The 15,988-nt window shown below is 66.7% G+C and carries 16 protein-coding genes and 1 tRNA gene; 3 read left to right on the forward strand and 14 right to left on the reverse strand.

Annotated elements, in window-relative coordinates:
* Positions 1 to 14 precede the first annotated feature (14 nt).
* The 7 genes from lptG to proB all read right to left on the reverse strand — a co-directional run bounded on the left by lptG (position 15) and on the right by proB (position 7,946).
* The gene (gene lptG / locus FHS94_RS12900) at positions 15 to 1,112 is read right to left on the reverse strand and encodes an LPS export ABC transporter permease LptG (protein ID WP_184058451.1); all 1,098 of its coding nucleotides are present in this window, start codon (positions 1,110 to 1,112) and stop codon (positions 15 to 17) included.
* Positions 1,109 to 2,305 carry an LPS export ABC transporter permease LptF gene (gene lptF, locus FHS94_RS12905; RefSeq protein ID WP_184058453.1) on the reverse strand — a complete coding sequence of 399 codons (1,197 nt, stop codon included), beginning with the start codon at positions 2,303 to 2,305 and terminating at the stop codon, positions 1,109 to 1,111. Before lptF ends, lptG begins: the two co-directional genes overlap by 4 nt.
* Positions 2,306 to 2,411: 106 nt before the next feature.
* Complete coding sequence (locus tag FHS94_RS12910; RefSeq protein WP_184058548.1) at positions 2,412 to 4,283, reverse strand: ATP-binding protein; 1,872 nt, start codon at positions 4,281 to 4,283, stop codon at positions 2,412 to 2,414.
* Between the two features lie 109 nt (positions 4,284 to 4,392).
* Positions 4,393 to 5,655 (reverse strand): serine palmitoyltransferase, encoded by a 1,263-nt coding sequence (gene spt / locus FHS94_RS12915; protein ID WP_184058455.1) that lies wholly within the window; start codon positions 5,653 to 5,655, stop codon positions 4,393 to 4,395.
* The gene (locus FHS94_RS12920) at positions 5,652 to 5,903 is read right to left on the reverse strand and encodes an acyl carrier protein (protein ID WP_184058457.1); all 252 of its coding nucleotides are present in this window, start codon (positions 5,901 to 5,903) and stop codon (positions 5,652 to 5,654) included. Before FHS94_RS12920 ends, spt begins: the two co-directional genes overlap by 4 nt.
* A 43-nt stretch (positions 5,904 to 5,946) precedes the next feature.
* Entirely contained in the window at positions 5,947 to 6,849 is a 903-nt protein-coding gene (locus FHS94_RS12925) for an NAD-dependent epimerase/dehydratase family protein (RefSeq protein WP_184058459.1), read from the reverse strand.
* Positions 6,846 to 7,946 carry a glutamate 5-kinase gene (gene proB, locus FHS94_RS12930; protein ID WP_184058461.1) on the reverse strand — a complete coding sequence of 367 codons (1,101 nt, stop codon included), beginning with the start codon at positions 7,944 to 7,946 and terminating at the stop codon, positions 6,846 to 6,848. The genes FHS94_RS12925 and proB overlap by 4 nt, the downstream gene beginning before the upstream one ends.
* A gap of 119 nt (positions 7,947 to 8,065) precedes the next feature.
* On the opposite strand from proB, the gene FHS94_RS12935 reads away from it, so the two are divergent.
* The gene (locus FHS94_RS12935; RefSeq protein WP_184058463.1) at positions 8,066 to 9,181 is read left to right on the forward strand and encodes a serine hydrolase domain-containing protein; all 1,116 of its coding nucleotides are present in this window, start codon (positions 8,066 to 8,068) and stop codon (positions 9,179 to 9,181) included.
* Between the two features lie 15 nt (positions 9,182 to 9,196).
* Here FHS94_RS12935 and obgE read toward each other — a convergent pair whose 3' ends face one another.
* The 6 genes from obgE to hspQ all read right to left on the reverse strand — a co-directional run bounded on the left by obgE (position 9,197) and on the right by hspQ (position 12,783).
* A complete protein-coding gene (gene obgE, locus FHS94_RS12940) occupies positions 9,197 to 10,243 on the reverse strand; it encodes a GTPase ObgE (protein WP_184058465.1) in 1,047 nt (348 codons plus the stop codon).
* A gap of 106 nt (positions 10,244 to 10,349) precedes the next feature.
* Positions 10,350 to 10,946, reverse strand: coding sequence for a TetR/AcrR family transcriptional regulator (locus FHS94_RS12945; protein ID WP_184058467.1), 597 nt, complete (start codon positions 10,944 to 10,946; stop codon positions 10,350 to 10,352).
* A 42-nt stretch (positions 10,947 to 10,988) separates the two neighbouring features.
* Positions 10,989 to 11,564 (reverse strand): GNAT family N-acetyltransferase, encoded by a 576-nt coding sequence (locus FHS94_RS12950; RefSeq protein ID WP_343055281.1) that lies wholly within the window; start codon positions 11,562 to 11,564, stop codon positions 10,989 to 10,991.
* A gap of 136 nt (positions 11,565 to 11,700) precedes the next feature.
* Positions 11,701 to 11,967 carry a 50S ribosomal protein L27 gene (rpmA, locus tag FHS94_RS12955; RefSeq protein ID WP_184058469.1) on the reverse strand — a complete coding sequence of 89 codons (267 nt, stop codon included), beginning with the start codon at positions 11,965 to 11,967 and terminating at the stop codon, positions 11,701 to 11,703.
* 27 nt (positions 11,968 to 11,994) lie between these two features.
* Complete coding sequence (rplU, locus tag FHS94_RS12960) at positions 11,995 to 12,291, reverse strand: 50S ribosomal protein L21 (protein ID WP_184058471.1); 297 nt, start codon at positions 12,289 to 12,291, stop codon at positions 11,995 to 11,997.
* Between the two features lie 102 nt (positions 12,292 to 12,393).
* On the reverse strand, positions 12,394 to 12,783 hold the full coding sequence (gene hspQ, locus FHS94_RS12965) for a heat shock protein HspQ (RefSeq protein ID WP_246348601.1): 390 nt from the start codon (positions 12,781 to 12,783) through the stop codon (positions 12,394 to 12,396).
* Positions 12,784 to 12,906: 123 nt separating this feature from the next.
* Here hspQ and FHS94_RS12970 point away from each other — a divergent pair.
* Positions 12,907 to 12,996 (forward strand) — tRNA-Ser (locus FHS94_RS12970).
* Positions 12,997 to 13,029: 33 nt separating this feature from the next.
* Here the strand turns inward: FHS94_RS12970 and FHS94_RS12975 are convergent.
* A complete protein-coding gene (locus FHS94_RS12975) occupies positions 13,030 to 14,529 on the reverse strand; it encodes a DUF4403 family protein (RefSeq protein WP_184058473.1) in 1,500 nt (499 codons plus the stop codon).
* Positions 14,530 to 14,645: 116 nt separating this feature from the next.
* Here FHS94_RS12975 and FHS94_RS12980 point away from each other — a divergent pair, with 116 nt between their 5' ends.
* Positions 14,646 to 15,965 carry a S1 family peptidase gene (locus FHS94_RS12980; protein ID WP_246348602.1) on the forward strand — a complete coding sequence of 440 codons (1,320 nt, stop codon included), beginning with the start codon at positions 14,646 to 14,648 and terminating at the stop codon, positions 15,963 to 15,965.
* Positions 15,966 to 15,988 lie beyond the last annotated feature (23 nt).

The following is a 15,988-nucleotide window of genomic DNA, read 5'->3' on the forward strand; positions in this document are numbered from 1 at the left end:
AGGGACCGACCGCCCTACTCTTCCGTCCGGATCAGCACGGTTTCGCCGATCAGGAAGAACAGCAGGAACGGTGCCCAGGCGGCCAGAAACGGCGGATAAGCGCCGAGGTTGCCCATCGCCAACGCGAAGTTGTCCGCGACGAAATAGGCGAAGCCCAGCCCCATGCCGATCACGGCACGGACGAACAGCTTGCCCGAACGCGCGATGCCGAACGCCGCGACCGCGCCGAGAAGGGGCATCAGCACCGATGACAGCGGTCCGGACAGTTTGTGCCAAAGCGAGCTTTCAAGCGCCATGGTCGGGCGCCCCGCATCGGCCAGGTCGCTGATCGCGGAGCTGAGCGCGTGGAAGGACAGGCCGTCGGCGTCGACACGCGACAGGGTGAACTGATCGGGCCGGACCCCCTGCGCGATCACCACGGAACCGATTGGAGTCAACGTGCCGCGCGCGACATCGAAGCGGGTCGCACCATCGACGCGCCAGCCATTGCCCTCCCGACGACCCTTGGGCGCGCGCAGGATGGAAACGAGCGTGCCGCCGGTGCGATCATAGACGGTGACGTTGCCCAATAACGCAGTGGCGCCGCGGCCGCGGATCTGGTCGACCTCGATCAGGTCGTCGCCATCGCGAACCCAGACGTTGGTCCGGTCACCACGGTCGATCGGCAAGGGGCCGTAGTCGACCGTTTGCCACTGATCCAGCGTGGCCGTGGCGCGTGAGACGACGCGATCGTTGAAGGCGAAGGAGAGCAGGGCGACCCCCAGGCTGGCGAGCAGCAACGGCGCGAGCACCTGGTGCGCGGACAGGCCGGACGCCTTCAAGGCGATGATCTCGCTGTTCTGGTTCATCTGGATCAGCGTCAGGATCGTGCCCAGCAGCACCGAGAACGGCAGAAAGCGCGCGATGATTTCCGGCGCGCGAAGTGACACGTAACGCCAGATTTCGGCATCGCCATTCCCGGCATGGGCCAGGATCTTGCCGGATTCGCTCAACAGGTCGAGGGCCTGGAGCACCAGCACCAGAGCGGCGAGGATGCCGAATGTCCGCGCCAGGAACAGTCGCCCCATGTAGAGCGACACGGTGCGCGACGGAAAGAAAGTCAGCGGGTTCATGCAGAGGCGTCCGAGCGGCGGCGGCCGGGCAGCCAGCGGGTGACCAGCTTCGCCGCCTTGCCAAACACACGTTCGAGAGCGCCGATCGGCTGGCCGCCGGGCACGAACGCGATGGTGTAGAACATCCAGAAGGTGAGCGCCGCGAAGGCCAGGAACGGCACCCACAACGCGATCAGCGGATCGATGCGGCCGAGCGCACCGACCGAGGCCGCGTACTGGTTCACCTTGTGATAGGTGACAATGATCACGATCGACAGGAACACGCCAAGCGCCGACGAGCTTCGCTTTGGCGGAACGCCGAGCGCGACGGCGAGCAAGGGCAGGAGGAACATCGACACCACCTCCGCCAGCCGGAAGTGATATTCTGCCCGGCTGCCCGCGCGCTGTTCCACCGTCTGTCCCTGGTGCCCCAGCTTGGCGAGTTCGGGCAGGGTGAATTCCAGATTGCGCCCGCCGCGCTGACGGAAGCTTTCGAACTTGGGAAGGTCGATCGGCAGGTCGTGCTGCGAGAAGGTGAGGACGCGCGGAACGCGGAACTCGGGCCGGTTGTGGATCAGGGTTCCGTGGGTCAGGCGGAAGATGATGACATTGGGGTCGTCCGTCCGGAAGAACTGACCACGCTCCGCGTTAACGCCGATCCAGTCGCCGCCCTGGGTCTGCGCGTGCACGAAGATGCCCTGAAGGTCGCGGCCCTTTTCCCGGCTTTTCTCGATGCGCAGGGTCATGCGCGAGCCGAGATGCGTGAACTCGCCCACCTTGATCGACGCGCCGAGCGCCCCCGAGCGCAGCTCAAAGCGGAGCCGCTCATACTGGAAGCGCGCCTGGGGCTGGACATAGCCGACGATGGCAAGGTTCAGGGCCGCCAGCACGATCGCATACATGTAGGGCACGCGAAGCAGCCGCGTGTAGCTCATCCCCACCGCGCGCATGACGTCGAGTTCCGACGAGGTCGCAATGCGTCGAAAGGCGAGCAGGACGCCCAACATCAGCCCGATCGGAATGCCAAGTCCCAGATATTCGGGCAGCAGGTTGGCAAGCATGCGCCACACCACGCTGACCGGCCCGCCCTCCGTTGCGACGAAGTCGAACAAGCGCAGCATGCGATCCAGGATCAGCAGCATCGCCGCGATCACCAGTGTCGAGAAGAGCGGCACCGCGATCAGCCGGGCCATGTAGCGATCAAGCGAGTTCATGGGCGGAGCGGTGAGCCTCAGGCGGGAGCTTCTGGAGACGAAAGCTGCGGGTCGCTATAGCAGCCGGACGGAGCGCGTCACCCCCGCCGTGGACACGCGAGCGCGTTCATTCGGCGGCGATACGGTGAGGCGGGGCGGGACGATCGGTGGTCATGGCGCCGGCTACCGCCCGCTCCAGCCCGGCGAGGGTGAAAGGCTTTCGCAGCACGGGCATGTTGCCGAAGTCAGCGGCGTTCACATCACCTGCGAAGCCGGTCACGAACAGCACCGCCACATGTGCATGCCGTTCGCGCAGCGCCGTGACCATTTCCGGCCCGGTCTGCCGAGGCATCAACACGTCGCTGATCAACAGGTCGATATCGCCATGCTGGTCGAGCAATCCCGCCGCGGCGAGCGGGTCGTCGCAGGAGACAGGGTCATGCCCCAGTTCCTCAAGCGCGCCGGTCGTAGCGGCGAGCACGCGCGGGTCGTCCTCCACCACCAGGATACGCAGTCGTTCGGGCAGCAGAGGTGCGGCCGCGGCCGCTTCGGTGACCGGGGCCGCGGCAGGCGATGCGGCGTCGCGCGGCAGGAGCAAGGTCACGGTGGTGCCACGCCCGGGAGCCGTGTCGATGGTGATCTCTCCGCCCAACTGGCGCACCAGTCCAAATATCTGGCTGAGGCCCAACCCCGTTCCCTTGCCGGCTGCCTTTGTCGTGAAGAAAGGTTCGAAGACGCGGTCGGCGACCTCGGGCGTCATGCCGTGGCCGGTATCTGTCACGGACAAGGCGACGTAATCGCCGGCGCGGCAATGGTTGAGCTCTTCCTCGGCAAGCGCACGCCGTCCGGTCGAAATGGTCAGCTGACCACGCCCGCCCATGGCGTCGCGAGCATTCACGGCCAGGTTCAGGATGGCATTTTCAAGCTGCACCCGATCGGCATGGACCCGCCAGTCACCGGCATTGTCGACCACCGCCAGCGTGATCGCATCGCCGAGCGTCCGGTCGAGCAGGTCGCCCATGCCGGCGACCAGTTCACCCGCCCCGATCGGTTCGGGCTTAAGCGATTCCTCGCGGCTGAAGGCGAGCAGACGCCGCGTGAGCGCGGCGGCGCGATTGGCCCCTTCCGTCGCGCTGTCGATGTTGCGACGCACTTCAATCGGATTGCGGCCGAGATTGACCTTGGCCAGTTCCAACCCGCCCAGCACGACCGCCAGCATGTTGTTGAAGTCGTGCGCAATGCCACCGGTCAGTTGGCCCACCGCTTCCATCTTCTGCACCTGACGCAGCTTTGCCTCCTGGGCGCGCAACTCGTCGGTCGCCTGAGCTACGGCGGCCGATAGTTCGTCCGCGCGCGCCTGTGCCGCGTCTGCGTCCGCCCGTGCAGTCGCCCGTTCGCCGAACGCGGTCACCGTCACCCAGCCGAGCGCAATGGCGCCAAGCACGATCAGGATGCCGAACACGGCAAGCACGCTGGCGATTCGGCTGGAGCGGCCGACCGTCGCATCGGCGGCTGTAGTGCGCTTGTCCAGCAACTCGCGCTCGCTTCGAAGCACGTCCATCAGCGTCGAGTCGATGGTGGCAAGCGTGGGCGTCTGCGCGGCCTGATAGAAGCGGGCATAGGCCTGTTCGTTCTTGCCGTAGTTGGTCGACAAGGCGGTGTCAGCCAGTTCCAGCCCGCGCGCGTCATAGGCCGCCCGCAGCCGATCCACACGGGCGCGCTGCTCGGCGCTGTCGCTGGTGGTTCGCCCCAGCCGGTCGAGCTGGGCTCCGGCCAGGCGCCACTGGTCGAAATAGAGCTGGCCCATCCTACGATCGCCCGACACCACATAGCGCCCGAGCGACGCTTCGGATCGCGCCACGGTCGCCGACAGCGACCGTGCGAGGATCATCACCTCAAAACTATGAGCCTGGGCGTTGAGGGCGCGATCGCGCTGGCGATTGGCCCCGGACAGGATCGCAATCAGCGCGACAAGCGTCGCCGTCCCCAGCACCGCCATCACCACCAGGGTGACCGTTCGCCAGGCGACCCCGCCTTCCCCCGGCGCTGGCTCGCTCACGTCACGCTCCACGGCCTAGGCTGTAACCGATCCCGACGTGTCGGGAAAGCTAGCCGATAACGCCCACGGCACGCCCGGCCGCCTCGAACATCGCGGTCACGCGGGTCAGCTGTTCGGGGCTGTGCTCGGCGCATAATGAGCAGCGCAGAAGGAAGGTGCCGGCCGGAGTCGCAGGCGGACGGGCCATGTTCACATACAGTCCGCCGTCGAGCAGAGCCTGCCACATTGCCGCAGCCTGCTCCTGGTCCTCCAGGATCACTGCAACGATGGCGCTGTCGGGCGACTCGGTGCCGAGCCGGAAGCCGAGTTCCTTCAGCCCGCCATGAAGCTGCCGGGCATTGGCCCAAAGCTGCGCCCGCTTCTGGTCCGCCGTCATCAGCTTGCGGATAGAGGCGGCGGCAGTGGCGACCACACTTGGCGGCAGGCTGGCGGTGAAGATGTAGGGCCGGCAGGCGAGGCGGATAGCTTCGAACTTGGGGTGGTTCGAGATGCAGAAGCCGCCCACAGTGCCGACCGACTTCGAGAAGGTGCCGACCACGAAGTCGACGTCGTTCTCAAGCCCCTGATCCTCGTACACGCCGCGACCGTTGGGGCCATAGAAGCCCATCGAGTGCGCTTCGTCCGACAGCACCATGGCGGCGTGCTTCTTGGCGACGGCTACCATTTCCTTGAGCGGGGCAACGTCACCCAGCATCGAGTACACGCCCTCCAGCACGACGAGCTTGCCCGCCTCCTTGGGCAGGCGGCCCAGCCGGCGATCGAGGTCCTCGACCGAGTTGTGGCGGAAGCGGACGATATCCGCATTGCCCTGCTTGCAGCCGTCATAGATGGACGCGTGGCTGTCGGCATCGAGGATCACATACTCGCCCTTGCCGGCGAGCGTGGAGATCATGCCGAGATTGGCCATGTAGCCGGTCGAGAAGACGATCGCGCCCGATACGCCGTAGAAGTCGCGCAGCGCTTGTTCGACTTCCATGTGGTCGCGAAACGTGCCGTTCAGCATGCGCGAGCCGTTGGTGCCCGAGCCGAACTCGTCCAGTGCCGCCTTGCCCGCCGCGATCACGTCCGGGTCGAACGTCATCCCCATATAGTTATAGGTGCCGAGCAGGATCGTCTCGCGACCCTTGATCACCGCCTCGGTCGGCGATCGAACCTCGTCCATCACGATCGCGAACGGGTCGGTGACGCCGCTGTCGAGCAGCCGCTGCCGCTCTGCGATCAGCGGGTCGAACTTGCTCATCAGGTCGCGCTCTGGCGCAACGGGCGCCGGGTCGAACGCCAGGCTTTCGGGCTGAAGGCCGGTTTCGGTCATGCGGCGCCGTCCCTTAGCTTGGCGACCGCGTCGATCAGCTGGCCGACCGTCTCGATCTCCGCCTGCATGTTCATGGTGATGACGATGTCGAACTCGTCCTCGATTGCCGCAACGAAATCCATCACGGTGAGCGAGTCCCATTCAAGGTCGCCCTGGAAGGTGGTCGCATCCGAAAGCTGGACGCCCTTTTTGTTGAAGGGTTTGATCTGGGCGGCAACGGTGTCGAAGATCTGGCTACGGTCGGTCATGATGTGTCCCGTGGTGGCCCGCGATTGCGGCGACGTTGGGGCGCTATAGCAAGCGCTGCTCACGATACCACTGCGCGGTCGCGAGGAGACCGGCGTCGGTCGGGATCCTAGGGCTCCAGAGGAACGGTGGCGGACGGCGGGCGGGATCGGCGACCCAATCGGGATGCAGCAGGTAGTTGGCGCGATCCGGGGTGAGTTTCGCGCCGCGCCCACGCCACCAACGGTCCAGCCGCGCGCCCAGCCTGACCGCTGCGGCAGGGAGCGGGACGGGAAGCAGGCGGGGGCGGCCCATCGCGCGACCGATCGCGCGGGCAAGCGCGGCGTGGGTGAGCGCGGTGCCGTCGTCGACCTCGAACAACGATCCCGGCGGCAGGTCCTGGCCGGCCAGGGTAACGAGCAGGGCGGCCAAATCCTCCACCGCGACCAGGGACACGCGCCCCCTTGGCGGCGTGAGCGCAAGGCCGAAGCGGGCGAGACGGAACATGTCCACCATCTCCGTGTCGCCCGGGCCATAGACGCCGGTCGGGCGGACGATAGTGGCGCGAAGGGGGCTGTCGGCCACGACCCGCTCCGCTTCCCGCTTCGACCAGCCATAAAGCGACAGGTCTGGCTCACGCGCGGCGAGCGAGGAGACGTGGACGAAGCGGCTGATGTTCGCGTCGCTTGCCGCGGTCACCACTGCGCGTGTGCCCTCGATGTTGCCAGCGACGAAGCCGGCGCGATCGGGAGCGTTCACGACGCCAGCAATATGGATGACCGCGTCAACGCCCGTGACAAGCCGGGCGAGCGCGCCTGTGTCATCGAGCGCTCCGGCAATCCATTCCACCCCGTCGCGGTCGGATTGAGGACGGCGGGTCAGGGCGCGGACATGGTGGCCTGCCGACAGCGCGCGCTCGACCGTATGCCGTCCGACGAAGCCGGTCGCACCGGTGATGGCGAGGATCATAGCAGAGCCATGTGGTTGCGGTGGACCAGGGCAGCGCGGGGCGCATAGCCCAGCAGGGTGGCCTGCTCGTCGCTGCGCCGGCCGACCAGACGGGCGGCGTCGGCGGCGTCGTATTCCGCCAGGCCGCGGGCGATCGTACCGACCGGCCCCTCGATCGTCACCAGGTCCCCTCGCGCGAATCGCCCTTCGACACGGATTGCCCCGGCGGCGAGCAGGCTGGCGCCCGCACGAAGCGCGCTTGCCGCGCCGGCGTCGACATGGATGGCACCCGCCGCCGTCAGCCCACCGGCGAGCCACGCCTTGCGCGCGGGTGCCGCCCGCTCCGCCACGAACAAGGTGTGTCTCGCGTCGGCTGCGAGCGGGTGGTCGACGCGGCCGGACGCGATAGCCAGGCTGGCGCCGGCTGCGTTGGCAATGCGTGCCGCGGCGATCTTGGATACCATGCCGCCCGAGCCCATGCCCGACGAGGACCCGCGATCGGCCATCGCCTCGATCACAGAATCGATCCGCTCGACACGGCCAATATGGTTGGCACCGGGCTGCGCCGGATTGCGATCGTACAGTCCGTCGACGTCGGACAGGAGCACCACGCCGCCGGCACCAGCCGCCTGCGCGACGCGGGCGGCGAGGCGGTCATTGTCGCCGAAGCGAATCTCCTCGGTCGCGACCGAGTCGTTCTCGTTCAGGACCGGCACGGTGCCGAGCGCCAGCAGCCGGTCCAGGGTCGCAGCCGCGTTCAGGTAGCGCCGGCGGTCCTCAAGGTCGCCAAGCGTCACCAGCATCTGCGCCGCGGTCAGGCCAGAGGCGCCGAGCAGCTCCGCCCATACCTGGCTCAACGCGATCTGGCCCACAGCGGCGGCGGCCTGAGCGTCCTCCAGGCTGGCCCGCCCGCCCTTTGGCAAGCCGAGGCGCCGGGCGCCCAACGCGATCGCGCCGGATGACACTACCGCTATCTGCTGCCCCTCAACCGCCCGCGCGGCGATGTCTGCGGCCAGCCCAGCGAGCCAAGACCGTCGGACACTGCCATCGTTGTCGACCAGGAGCGCCGACCCGACCTTTACGACCAGTCGCCGGCAGGATGGGGGCGGGAAAAGCATGGTGGAGCCTTAGCGGGCAGGCGGGACAGCGCCAATGCGTGCGGGCGCCTTGAGCTGTTTAGTTTGCCAAGCGTTGACCGGACTGTATTGCTGGGATAGAACAGTGGGGCTGGGGGATCATGCCGACGCGTAGGGCTGTATTGGGTGGCGCGATCGGCGGAGGTGTCGCGGTCGCGCTGCCGGGTGAGCCAGCTGGCGTGAAAAGGTCGATGGTCTCGAGAGAATGGCTGGCGCTCGCGTCGGTGCCGGGCGCGAGTTGGGCGACGCTGCGCGGCGATGAGATTTCGGCGGGCGGCGAGGGCATGGCCCGAGTCGGTGGGGCGCCTGTCACGACCGAAACGCTGTTCGAGGCGGCATCATTGTCGAAGCCGGTGCTTGCCGCCGCGATCCATGCGCTCGTAGGCGAGGGACTGATCAAGCTGGACGAGCCGGTGGCGCGCCGCGTCGATTTCACGACCGATCCCGTTGTCCGAGAGATCACGCCGCGGCACCTCTTGTCGCATTCGAGCGGGTTGCCGAACTGGCGCGCGGACGCTGACAGTGTGCTTCAATGTCGGTTTAAGCCCGGGACGGCCTTCCGCTATTCGGGCGAGGGTTATGTACTGCTTGGCCGGCTGGCGGAGGCGGTGACGGGGCAGACGGCGGCGCAGGTGGTCCGCTCTCGTGTGATCGAGCCGGCGGGCATGACTCGCAGCAGCTATGGTTGGGCGGCGGGGCAGCGGGTCGCGGTCGCATGGGCCCATGACGCGGGGGGTGAGGTGCTGCCCGATGCAGGGCCGCCTCGCTACGAGAAAGCGCGGGATGCCGGGCCGCATCGGCCGGTAGAGGCGTGGACCAATGCCGATCGGGCCGCGGCGGCGCGAGCGCTTGGCAGGCCCGAGCTGCCGATCTTCACAACGCCCAACATGGCGGCGGGGCTGTGGACTACGGCAACCGACTATGCGCGCTTCCTGCGCTTCGCGCGCCGTTACCCTGGCATGAGTTCCCCGGCCGTTCGGGTGGAGGGCAACCTTGGCTGGGGGCTGGGCTGGGCGGTGGAGCAAGCTGGAGCCAGGCGCTTCGCATGGCATTGGGGCGCCAATGACGGGGTGGCCAACCTGTTCGTCTTTGACCCCGAACACAATCAGGCGCTGGTCGTGCTGACCAACGGCGCGGGCGGGCAGCGCGTTTATGAGCGCGCCGCCCGGGTCCATTTTGCGCGTGAGTTCGACGCTCTTACCTGGCTGCAGCCTTGAAGCCCTGCCGATAGGTCAGAGGGGCGACCACTCCACGGTATCCTCGTCGCCGTCGTCCTCCACCGGGCGGCCGCTTTCGGGGATGCCGGCCAGCAGTCGGTCGAGGGCCCAGTCGACGCCGACGCCGCTTGCGCCAGAAATCGGGATGACCTCCGCGCCGCTGGCCTGCTCCAGCTCGGCGGAAAGGGCCGCGATCAGCTCGTCATCCAGCGTGTCGATCTTGTTGAGTGCGACCACGACCGGCTTGTCGACCAGCCCCGCGCCATAGGCGGCAAGCTCGTCCCGCACGATGCGATAGCTTTCGGTTACATCGCGGTCGTTGGCATCAACCAGGTGCAGCAGCACGCGGCACCGTTCGATGTGCCCCAGAAAGCGGTCGCCGACCCCGGCCCCCTCTGCCGCGCCCTCGATAAGGCCTGGAATGTCGGCGAGGACAAACTCGCGTCCCTTATGGCGCACGACACCCAGCTGCGGGCGGGTGGTGGTGAACGCATAGGCGCCAACCTTTGCCTGTGCGTTAGTAACGGCGTTGATAAAGGTCGACTTGCCGGCATTTGGCAAGCCGACCAGCCCGGCGTCTGCGAGAAGCTTCAGCCTCAGCCAGACCCATGCTTCATCGCTCGGCCAGCCGGTGCCATGCTGACGTGGGGCGCGGTTTGTCGACGTTTTGTAGCTCGCATTGCCCCGCCCGCCATCGCCACCACGCAGAAACACGACTCGCTGGCCGACTTCCGTCAGGTCGAGCAGCAAGGTGCGCTCCTCGTCATCCGCGAGCACCTGTGTCCCCACCGGCACCTTGATGACCAGGTCGTCACCGCCGCCGCCAGTCATGTTGCTTCCAGCGCCACCTTGCCCACGTGGCGCGCGGAAATGCTGCGTGTAGCGGAAGTCGATCAGGGTATTGAGGCCGGCGACCGCCTCAAACACGATGTCGCCGCCCTTGCCGCCATTGCCGCCGTCAGGGCCGCCATATTCGATGAACTTCTCGCGGCGAAAGCTGACGGCGCCGGGGCCACCCGTGCCCGAACGGACGAAAATCTTGGCTTGATCGAGGAAATGCATGTCGCGCGACCTAACGCTTTAGCGCGGCTAAAGCGAGGCGAGAGCGGCCCCCGGGCGGATCCGGTCAGTAAACCCGTTCGACGACACCCGTAAGCCGCGTGGCGGCTCAGGCTGGAGTTGGCGAGTCGCGCCCCGCAAGCAACGCCGCCAATGCGATCTCCCTCGCCTTGCCGGGGTGCAGGCCAAGTGCCTGCGCCATGGGCGCGCCCAGCAGGGCATCGCCGAGCGCCAGAAGCACAAGGTGCAACGTTTGTTCGGCGAGCGGCCGATCACCGGCGCCTTCGGCCAAGTCGTCCACCAGATCGTGGATCGCGGTCAGGATCGGGTTCAGCGCGTCCCGGTTGCCGGACAGAATCATCCAGCTCGCCAGCGCGCCCGCCCCGCCGCTGTCGAACGCGTCGAAGGTGAGGTTCACGACATCGCGGGGGTCCTGGTCACCGGCCCTCGCCCGCAATGCGGCCGCCTTGATGGTTGCGGTGATCGTCCGCGCCATGCGCTCGACCAGCGCCGTTTGCAGGCCCTCCGCCGATCCGAAATGGTGGAGCAGGTTGGCGTGAGTGCGCCCGACCCGCGCCGCCACCGCCTTCAAGGTCACAGCCTGAGGGCCCCGCTCGACCAGCAACGCGCTCGCCGCCTCCAGGGCAGCGTCGCGCGATTCGGCGGGTGCAAGGCGGCGGCGTTGGGGAAGGGGGGGCGGGGACATGCCCGGCCCGTCTTCACCCAAACACCGCCGAGCGCAACACGGTCAGGCGGCGAGCGGCATCACCGGTCGCTCTCCCTCGTCAAGGTCGAGTTCCATCAGCGCGCTGTCGACGGCGCATCCACGGCCGAGCGAGGGCCGCGGTGCGCGCCCGACCTCACGAAAGCCGAGCTTTCGCAACACGCGGCCGGACGCCGGATTGTCGAGATGATAAAAGGCGGACAGGCGCGTGTGGCCGAGCATGCGGGCAACGCCGACCATGTGAAGCCCGGCCTCTGTTGCATAGCCCCGGCCCCAAGCAGCGGGGGTCAGCCAATAGCCGAGTTCAAGCCCCTCCTCACCCATATGCAGGCCGATGGCGCCAACCAGGCGCGGTGACCGGGCCAGGTCATGCGCGCAGATCAGCAGCGAGTATCCGTCGCGCGACTGACCGGCGAGCCAGTCGCGGGCGTGCTCAACCATATATGGCCAGGGCACGCGGGCAAGCTTTTCGACAACGCTTCGATGACCGATTGCGGCCAGCAGTTCAGGCGCGTCCTCCGGCCAGCCGGGGCGCAGCGTCAGTCTTGGCGTCCGTGCAAACATGCGCTCCTCCTCCTCCTCGCGTGAATCGCCAAGCACGTCCCGATGACGGCTTGGCGACAGTGGAAGGGAGCAACGAAAAAGGGAGCCGGGGTGACCCGCCTCCCTTGTCTGGTTCGGTTCCCTGTCAGGAACCCGGGTCACCCTGGTGGGCGACCCGTATGATCACCCGATGTTATTCGGCCGCAATCGGCATCTCGACCGAACAGAACTTTCGGCCAAGCTTGCCGTCGTGGAACACCACGCGGCCGTCGATCAGCGCGAACAGGGTATGATCCTTGCCCATGCCGACGTTCTTGCCCGGATAAAACTTGGTGCCGCGCTGGCGCACGAGGATGTTGCCGGCGATCGCTTCCTGACCGCCGAACTTCTTCACGCCGAGACGACGACCGGCCGAATCACGACCGTTGCGCGACGAACCGCCTGCCTTTTTATGTGCCATTGCTTCTTACTCCTGCGCTGCGCTGGCTCAGCCGACCGACACGATCTTGAGGATCGTGTGATTCTGGCGATGACCGTTGCGACGACGATAATTGTGACGGCGACGCTTCTTGAAGACGATGACCTTTTCGCCCTTCGCCTGAGCGATGATCTCCGCGGCGACGGTCAGCCCCTCAACCGAGCGCAGCTCTGCGCCCTCACCAGCGAGCAGAACATCGCCCAGCGTGATCTGGCTGCCGGCATCGCCGTCCAGCTTCTCGACGACGATCTTATCTCCGGCGGCGACGCGGTATTGCTTGCCGCCTGTGCGCACGACTGCGAACATGGCCCTTATCACTTCCCAAAAGCATGTGCCCGCGCGGGCGGACCCGGCGAGAGAAGCGATGCAGCTAAATGAGGGGGCCTGTTATGTCAACCGCCACCGGCCTCAATGACGATGTTCAGACCGGAGCTGGTAACGACCGCCGACAAAGTCGGTGAACAGGCCCGGGATCGCCGGGTGCTCGACCGGCTCGTCGCTATCGTCGGCGAGCAGGTTCTGCTGGCTGACATAGGCGACATAGGTCGATTCCATGTTTTCGGCGAGCAGATGGTAGAATGGCTGGTCCTTGTGCGGGCGGATCGCCTCCGGGATCGCTTCATACCATTCATCGCTGTTCGCGAAGACGGGATCGACGTCGAAGATCACGCCGCGGAAGTCGAACACGCGGTGACGCACCACGTCGCCGATGGAAAAGCGGGCGTGCGCGATCGACGGCATGGCAACCTTTCCCGCGTCGGGAAGGGCGGCCGGAAGAACGGAATCGTGAAAAGGCATGACTACAATCTAGTGGCTGTTCGCGTCTGCACAAGCGAGCGGCTTGCAGGGCCGGGGTCATTCGGCTAGAGGCCCGCCTCCATCGATCAGCCCCGCCTTCCCGGCGGGCGCAGACCCCCTCGCGGAGAGGTGCCAGAGTGGTCGATTGGGACGGTCTCGAAAACCGTTGTGCCTTTACGGGTACCGTGGGTTCGAATCCCACCCTCTCCGCCACTTTCCCTGCCAATGAAGCGGCCGTGCCGCCCGTCAGGACCCGGCTTCGGGCACGTCCACGCTGACGCTGGCCGTGCCCCTGCCGCGCACAGGCAGGTACACGCCCTGGCCGAGAGCCTGAATCTGTCCGGTTTCCACGTCGTCGATGCGAGCGCGAATGACGAAGCTCCCGGTCCGCTTGACCGAGATCGATCGGCTCACCTTGGTCAGCAGCTTATCGTAATCGTCGCTGAAGTTCTGCGTAAGCGCGTCGGATAACGTGGTAGACAGGGTTGGCGCGTTGGCCAGGCGAAGCAACAGGTTCGTGCCGGTCGAATCGGTGACGCCGCTGACCTGCAACTGCGTGAAGGCAACGCGACGGCTGTTGGGCGCGTTGATCGGGAGGGCGGTCAGCCATACCGTGCCGTGCGATGGGGAGCCACCTTCAGTCGCGGCGCTGAAGGCGAGCCCGACGGCGATGCGACCGCCGGTCGTGCCGTACACGGTCACCTTGGCAAAGCGCGCGAGCACCGGGCCGATGCCCGGGACGTGGAAGGGGCGGCTTGCCCGCTTGGCCAATGCGCGGGCCAAGACCGGCTCCAGTTCCTCATAGGCAGCAATGACGGGCAGCGCGAACACGACGCGGTTGGTGCCGGGGCGACGCTTTGTCAGCGCGGGCAGGGGAGTGGGGGCGGGATCGGCGGGACGGGGGCCGACAAAGGTTTCGGTCCGGGCCGTCATCCCCAACCGTAGCACCAGCATCTGCCCTTCGACCCGATAACCACCATAGCTCATCGCCTGCGGGGCGATGCGAAGCCAAACGGGCGGGCGGGATCGGTTTACCTGAAGAGAAGTAAAGGCGGAGCGCCACGCCGCTTCCGCCTGATCGCGTACATGCAGCCTGGCGAGTTCCCGGGGCAGGGTTTGCTCCAACCGGCCGACCACGCCGCGGAGCTTCGTATCAGCGCGGCTGGTGAATTCGATCCGTTGCCCAAGGAAGTCGATATGCGGCTCATCCGTCCAGTCATAATGGATGTCGACCGACCCGCGCGGCGACCAATCGGGCGCGATGTCTAGAGTCGTATCTGCGCGCACCTGCGCGTCACCCACTGCCGTTTCACCGTGGAGCACATGGCCGATGTCGCGCGCACTGACGCTGGCGTGGATCGGCATGGTGACGGACAGGATGCGCCCCTTGCCCGACAGGCGGAGCGGCCCGCGCGTGACCTGTCCTATGATGTGGCAGGACAGGGTGGGCGTCTTGATCTTGGCAAAAAGGATCTTGACCGACCTGGAAGGGACGCAAGCCTGGTTAGGCTTGTCGATGGTCCAAAGTCGGCGCGGAATTGCCTCCTCGAGGGCGGCCGACAGGGTGGCGAGCCGGGCGCTGATCGGAACGTCGAGCTCCGAGGTTTGAGGCTCGATCTCGACGACGCCGGTCGCGCGGGGCGGAGCGCGATCGGGCGGGCGGTGACACCCGGCCAGCGAAAACAGTGCCGCGGTCGCGGCGGCAAGCCAGGCTCGATTAGGAAACCGAGCGGGTGCGACCTTCATCCAACCTCCATAAACCCCGGCTGACATACCGGCCGCACGTTGATTGTGTCACGACCGAAACGCTTTCACCGAGGGGGCGTTCAGCGGAGGTTGCCACCACAGGGTTACGGGGTCGCATGGTATCAGCTTGGAAGCGGGCGCTGCCGCTGCTCGCGGCGATTTGGACGACGATGGGGGCACCCGCGGCGAGGGCGCAGGCGGGCGTAACGGACGAACCACCTTCAGCGCTGGCACCGACGGGCATGGTTCATGAGCAAAGCCGTGCCGAAGCCTTGGCGCAGGACGCGAGCGCCGTGGCGGCGCTGCTCGGGATCGACGTTCCGGAGGCGAAGCGCCGCCTTGTTCTCCAGGAGGCCAGCGTTTCCGTAACGGAGGCATTGGCCCAGCGCTGGCAAGACCGGCTGGCGGGCATGGCCTTTGAACAGGAGCCCGATTTCCACCTGCTGGTGGTGGTGACGGGACCGCAGCCCGTGGCAGACGAGGAAATCCGCATCGGCAACTTGGTGTTGCCGGTACGCTATCGGTCCGGCGCACTTGCCACCCGCACGGCGATGCTGGCGGCATTAACCGACCGGCGCGAGGCAATGCTCGCCGCGCTGGGCCGGCCGGCAGGGCTGGGGCTCGATCAACGACGGGGGATGCTTGTTGCCGTCGTGCCCGGCGCTCTGGCCCGAGACCCGGTTGTGAGGGAACGGGTCGGGGCCGTTGCGGGCGTGCCGGTTCTGCTTCGCGCGTCGGACGATGCCGATGCCGACATGAGCGATGCTGCTCCGGGATCGGCGGTGGAGGGGGGCGCGCGGGTGACGGGGCTGAACCCCGTCGACGGCCATCGCTATGCCTGCACCACCGGCTTCGCGGTCACCGATGGCACCCGTGAGGGGGTGGTCACGGCTGCGCATTGCCCTGATTCGCTGAGTTACCTCGACACAGCTGATCGCACGGCCGTGCCGCTGACCATGGTTGGCCAATGGGGATGGGGGTATCAGGATGTCCAGGTGCACACCGCGCCCGTGACGTTTCGCCCGCTTTTCTTCTCCGACACAGGCAAGACCGTAGCCCGGCCTGTTACCGCGGCCCGGACCCGTGCCGCGACCCGAGCAGGCGAACTGGTCTGCCATCGCGGCGAGCGCACCGGGTATAGTTGTGCCGCTGTTGAACTCACTGACTTCGCTCCGGCGGGGGATCTGTGCGGGGGCGCCTGCCTGCCAACCTGGGTCACGGTCGGCGCCCCGACGTGCAAGGGCGGGGATAGCGGCGCTCCCGTGTTCGCGGGCACGACCGCGTTCGGGATCGTGAAGGGCGGCACCTACCGCCCCGATGGATCCTGCTCCTTCTACTTCTACATGTCGGTTGATTATCTCCCTGCTGGTTGGACGCTTTTGCGGGCGGGTGGGGGTGGTGGTGAGGGGGTTGGGGAACTTTTGTCAGAAAAGTGAAATTGTTGGATTGACCTGATTGT

It is taken from the genome of Sphingomonas aerophila (assembly GCF_014199305.1).
GTDB lineage: Bacteria > Pseudomonadota > Alphaproteobacteria > Sphingomonadales > Sphingomonadaceae > Sphingomonas > Sphingomonas aerophila.

Bases quoted from the DNA above. Each gene is read 5' to 3' on its own strand.
- lptG (WP_184058451.1), bottom strand. From the start codon at position 1,112: ATGAACCCGCTGACTTTCTTTCCGTCGCGCACCGTGTCGCTCTACATG.
- lptF (WP_184058453.1), bottom strand. From the start codon at position 2,305: ATGAACTCGCTTGATCGCTACATGGCCCGGCTGATCGCGGTGCCGCTC.
- FHS94_RS12910 (WP_184058548.1), bottom strand. From the start codon at position 4,283: ATGGCGGTGCTGGGGACGGCGACGCTTGTCGCGCTGATTGCGATCCTG.
- spt (WP_184058455.1), bottom strand. From the start codon at position 5,655: ATGACCGAAACCGGCCTTCAGCCCGAAAGCCTGGCGTTCGACCCGGCG.
- FHS94_RS12920 (WP_184058457.1), bottom strand. From the start codon at position 5,903: ATGACCGACCGTAGCCAGATCTTCGACACCGTTGCCGCCCAGATCAAA.
- FHS94_RS12925 (WP_184058459.1), bottom strand. From the start codon at position 6,849: ATGATCCTCGCCATCACCGGTGCGACCGGCTTCGTCGGACGGCATACG.
- proB (WP_184058461.1), bottom strand. From the start codon at position 7,946: ATGCTTTTCCCGCCCCCATCCTGCCGGCGACTGGTCGTAAAGGTCGGG.
- FHS94_RS12935 (WP_184058463.1), top strand. From the start codon at position 8,066: ATGCCGACGCGTAGGGCTGTATTGGGTGGCGCGATCGGCGGAGGTGTC.
- obgE (WP_184058465.1), bottom strand. From the start codon at position 10,243: ATGCATTTCCTCGATCAAGCCAAGATTTTCGTCCGTTCGGGCACGGGT.
- FHS94_RS12945 (WP_184058467.1), bottom strand. From the start codon at position 10,946: ATGTCCCCGCCCCCCCTTCCCCAACGCCGCCGCCTTGCACCCGCCGAA.
- rpmA (WP_184058469.1), bottom strand. From the start codon at position 11,967: ATGGCACATAAAAAGGCAGGCGGTTCGTCGCGCAACGGTCGTGATTCG.
- rplU (WP_184058471.1), bottom strand. From the start codon at position 12,291: ATGTTCGCAGTCGTGCGCACAGGCGGCAAGCAATACCGCGTCGCCGCC.
- hspQ (WP_246348601.1), bottom strand. From the start codon at position 12,783: ATGCCTTTTCACGATTCCGTTCTTCCGGCCGCCCTTCCCGACGCGGGA.
- FHS94_RS12975 (WP_184058473.1), bottom strand. From the start codon at position 14,529: ATGAAGGTCGCACCCGCTCGGTTTCCTAATCGAGCCTGGCTTGCCGCC.
- FHS94_RS12980 (WP_246348602.1), top strand. From the start codon at position 14,646: ATGGTATCAGCTTGGAAGCGGGCGCTGCCGCTGCTCGCGGCGATTTGG.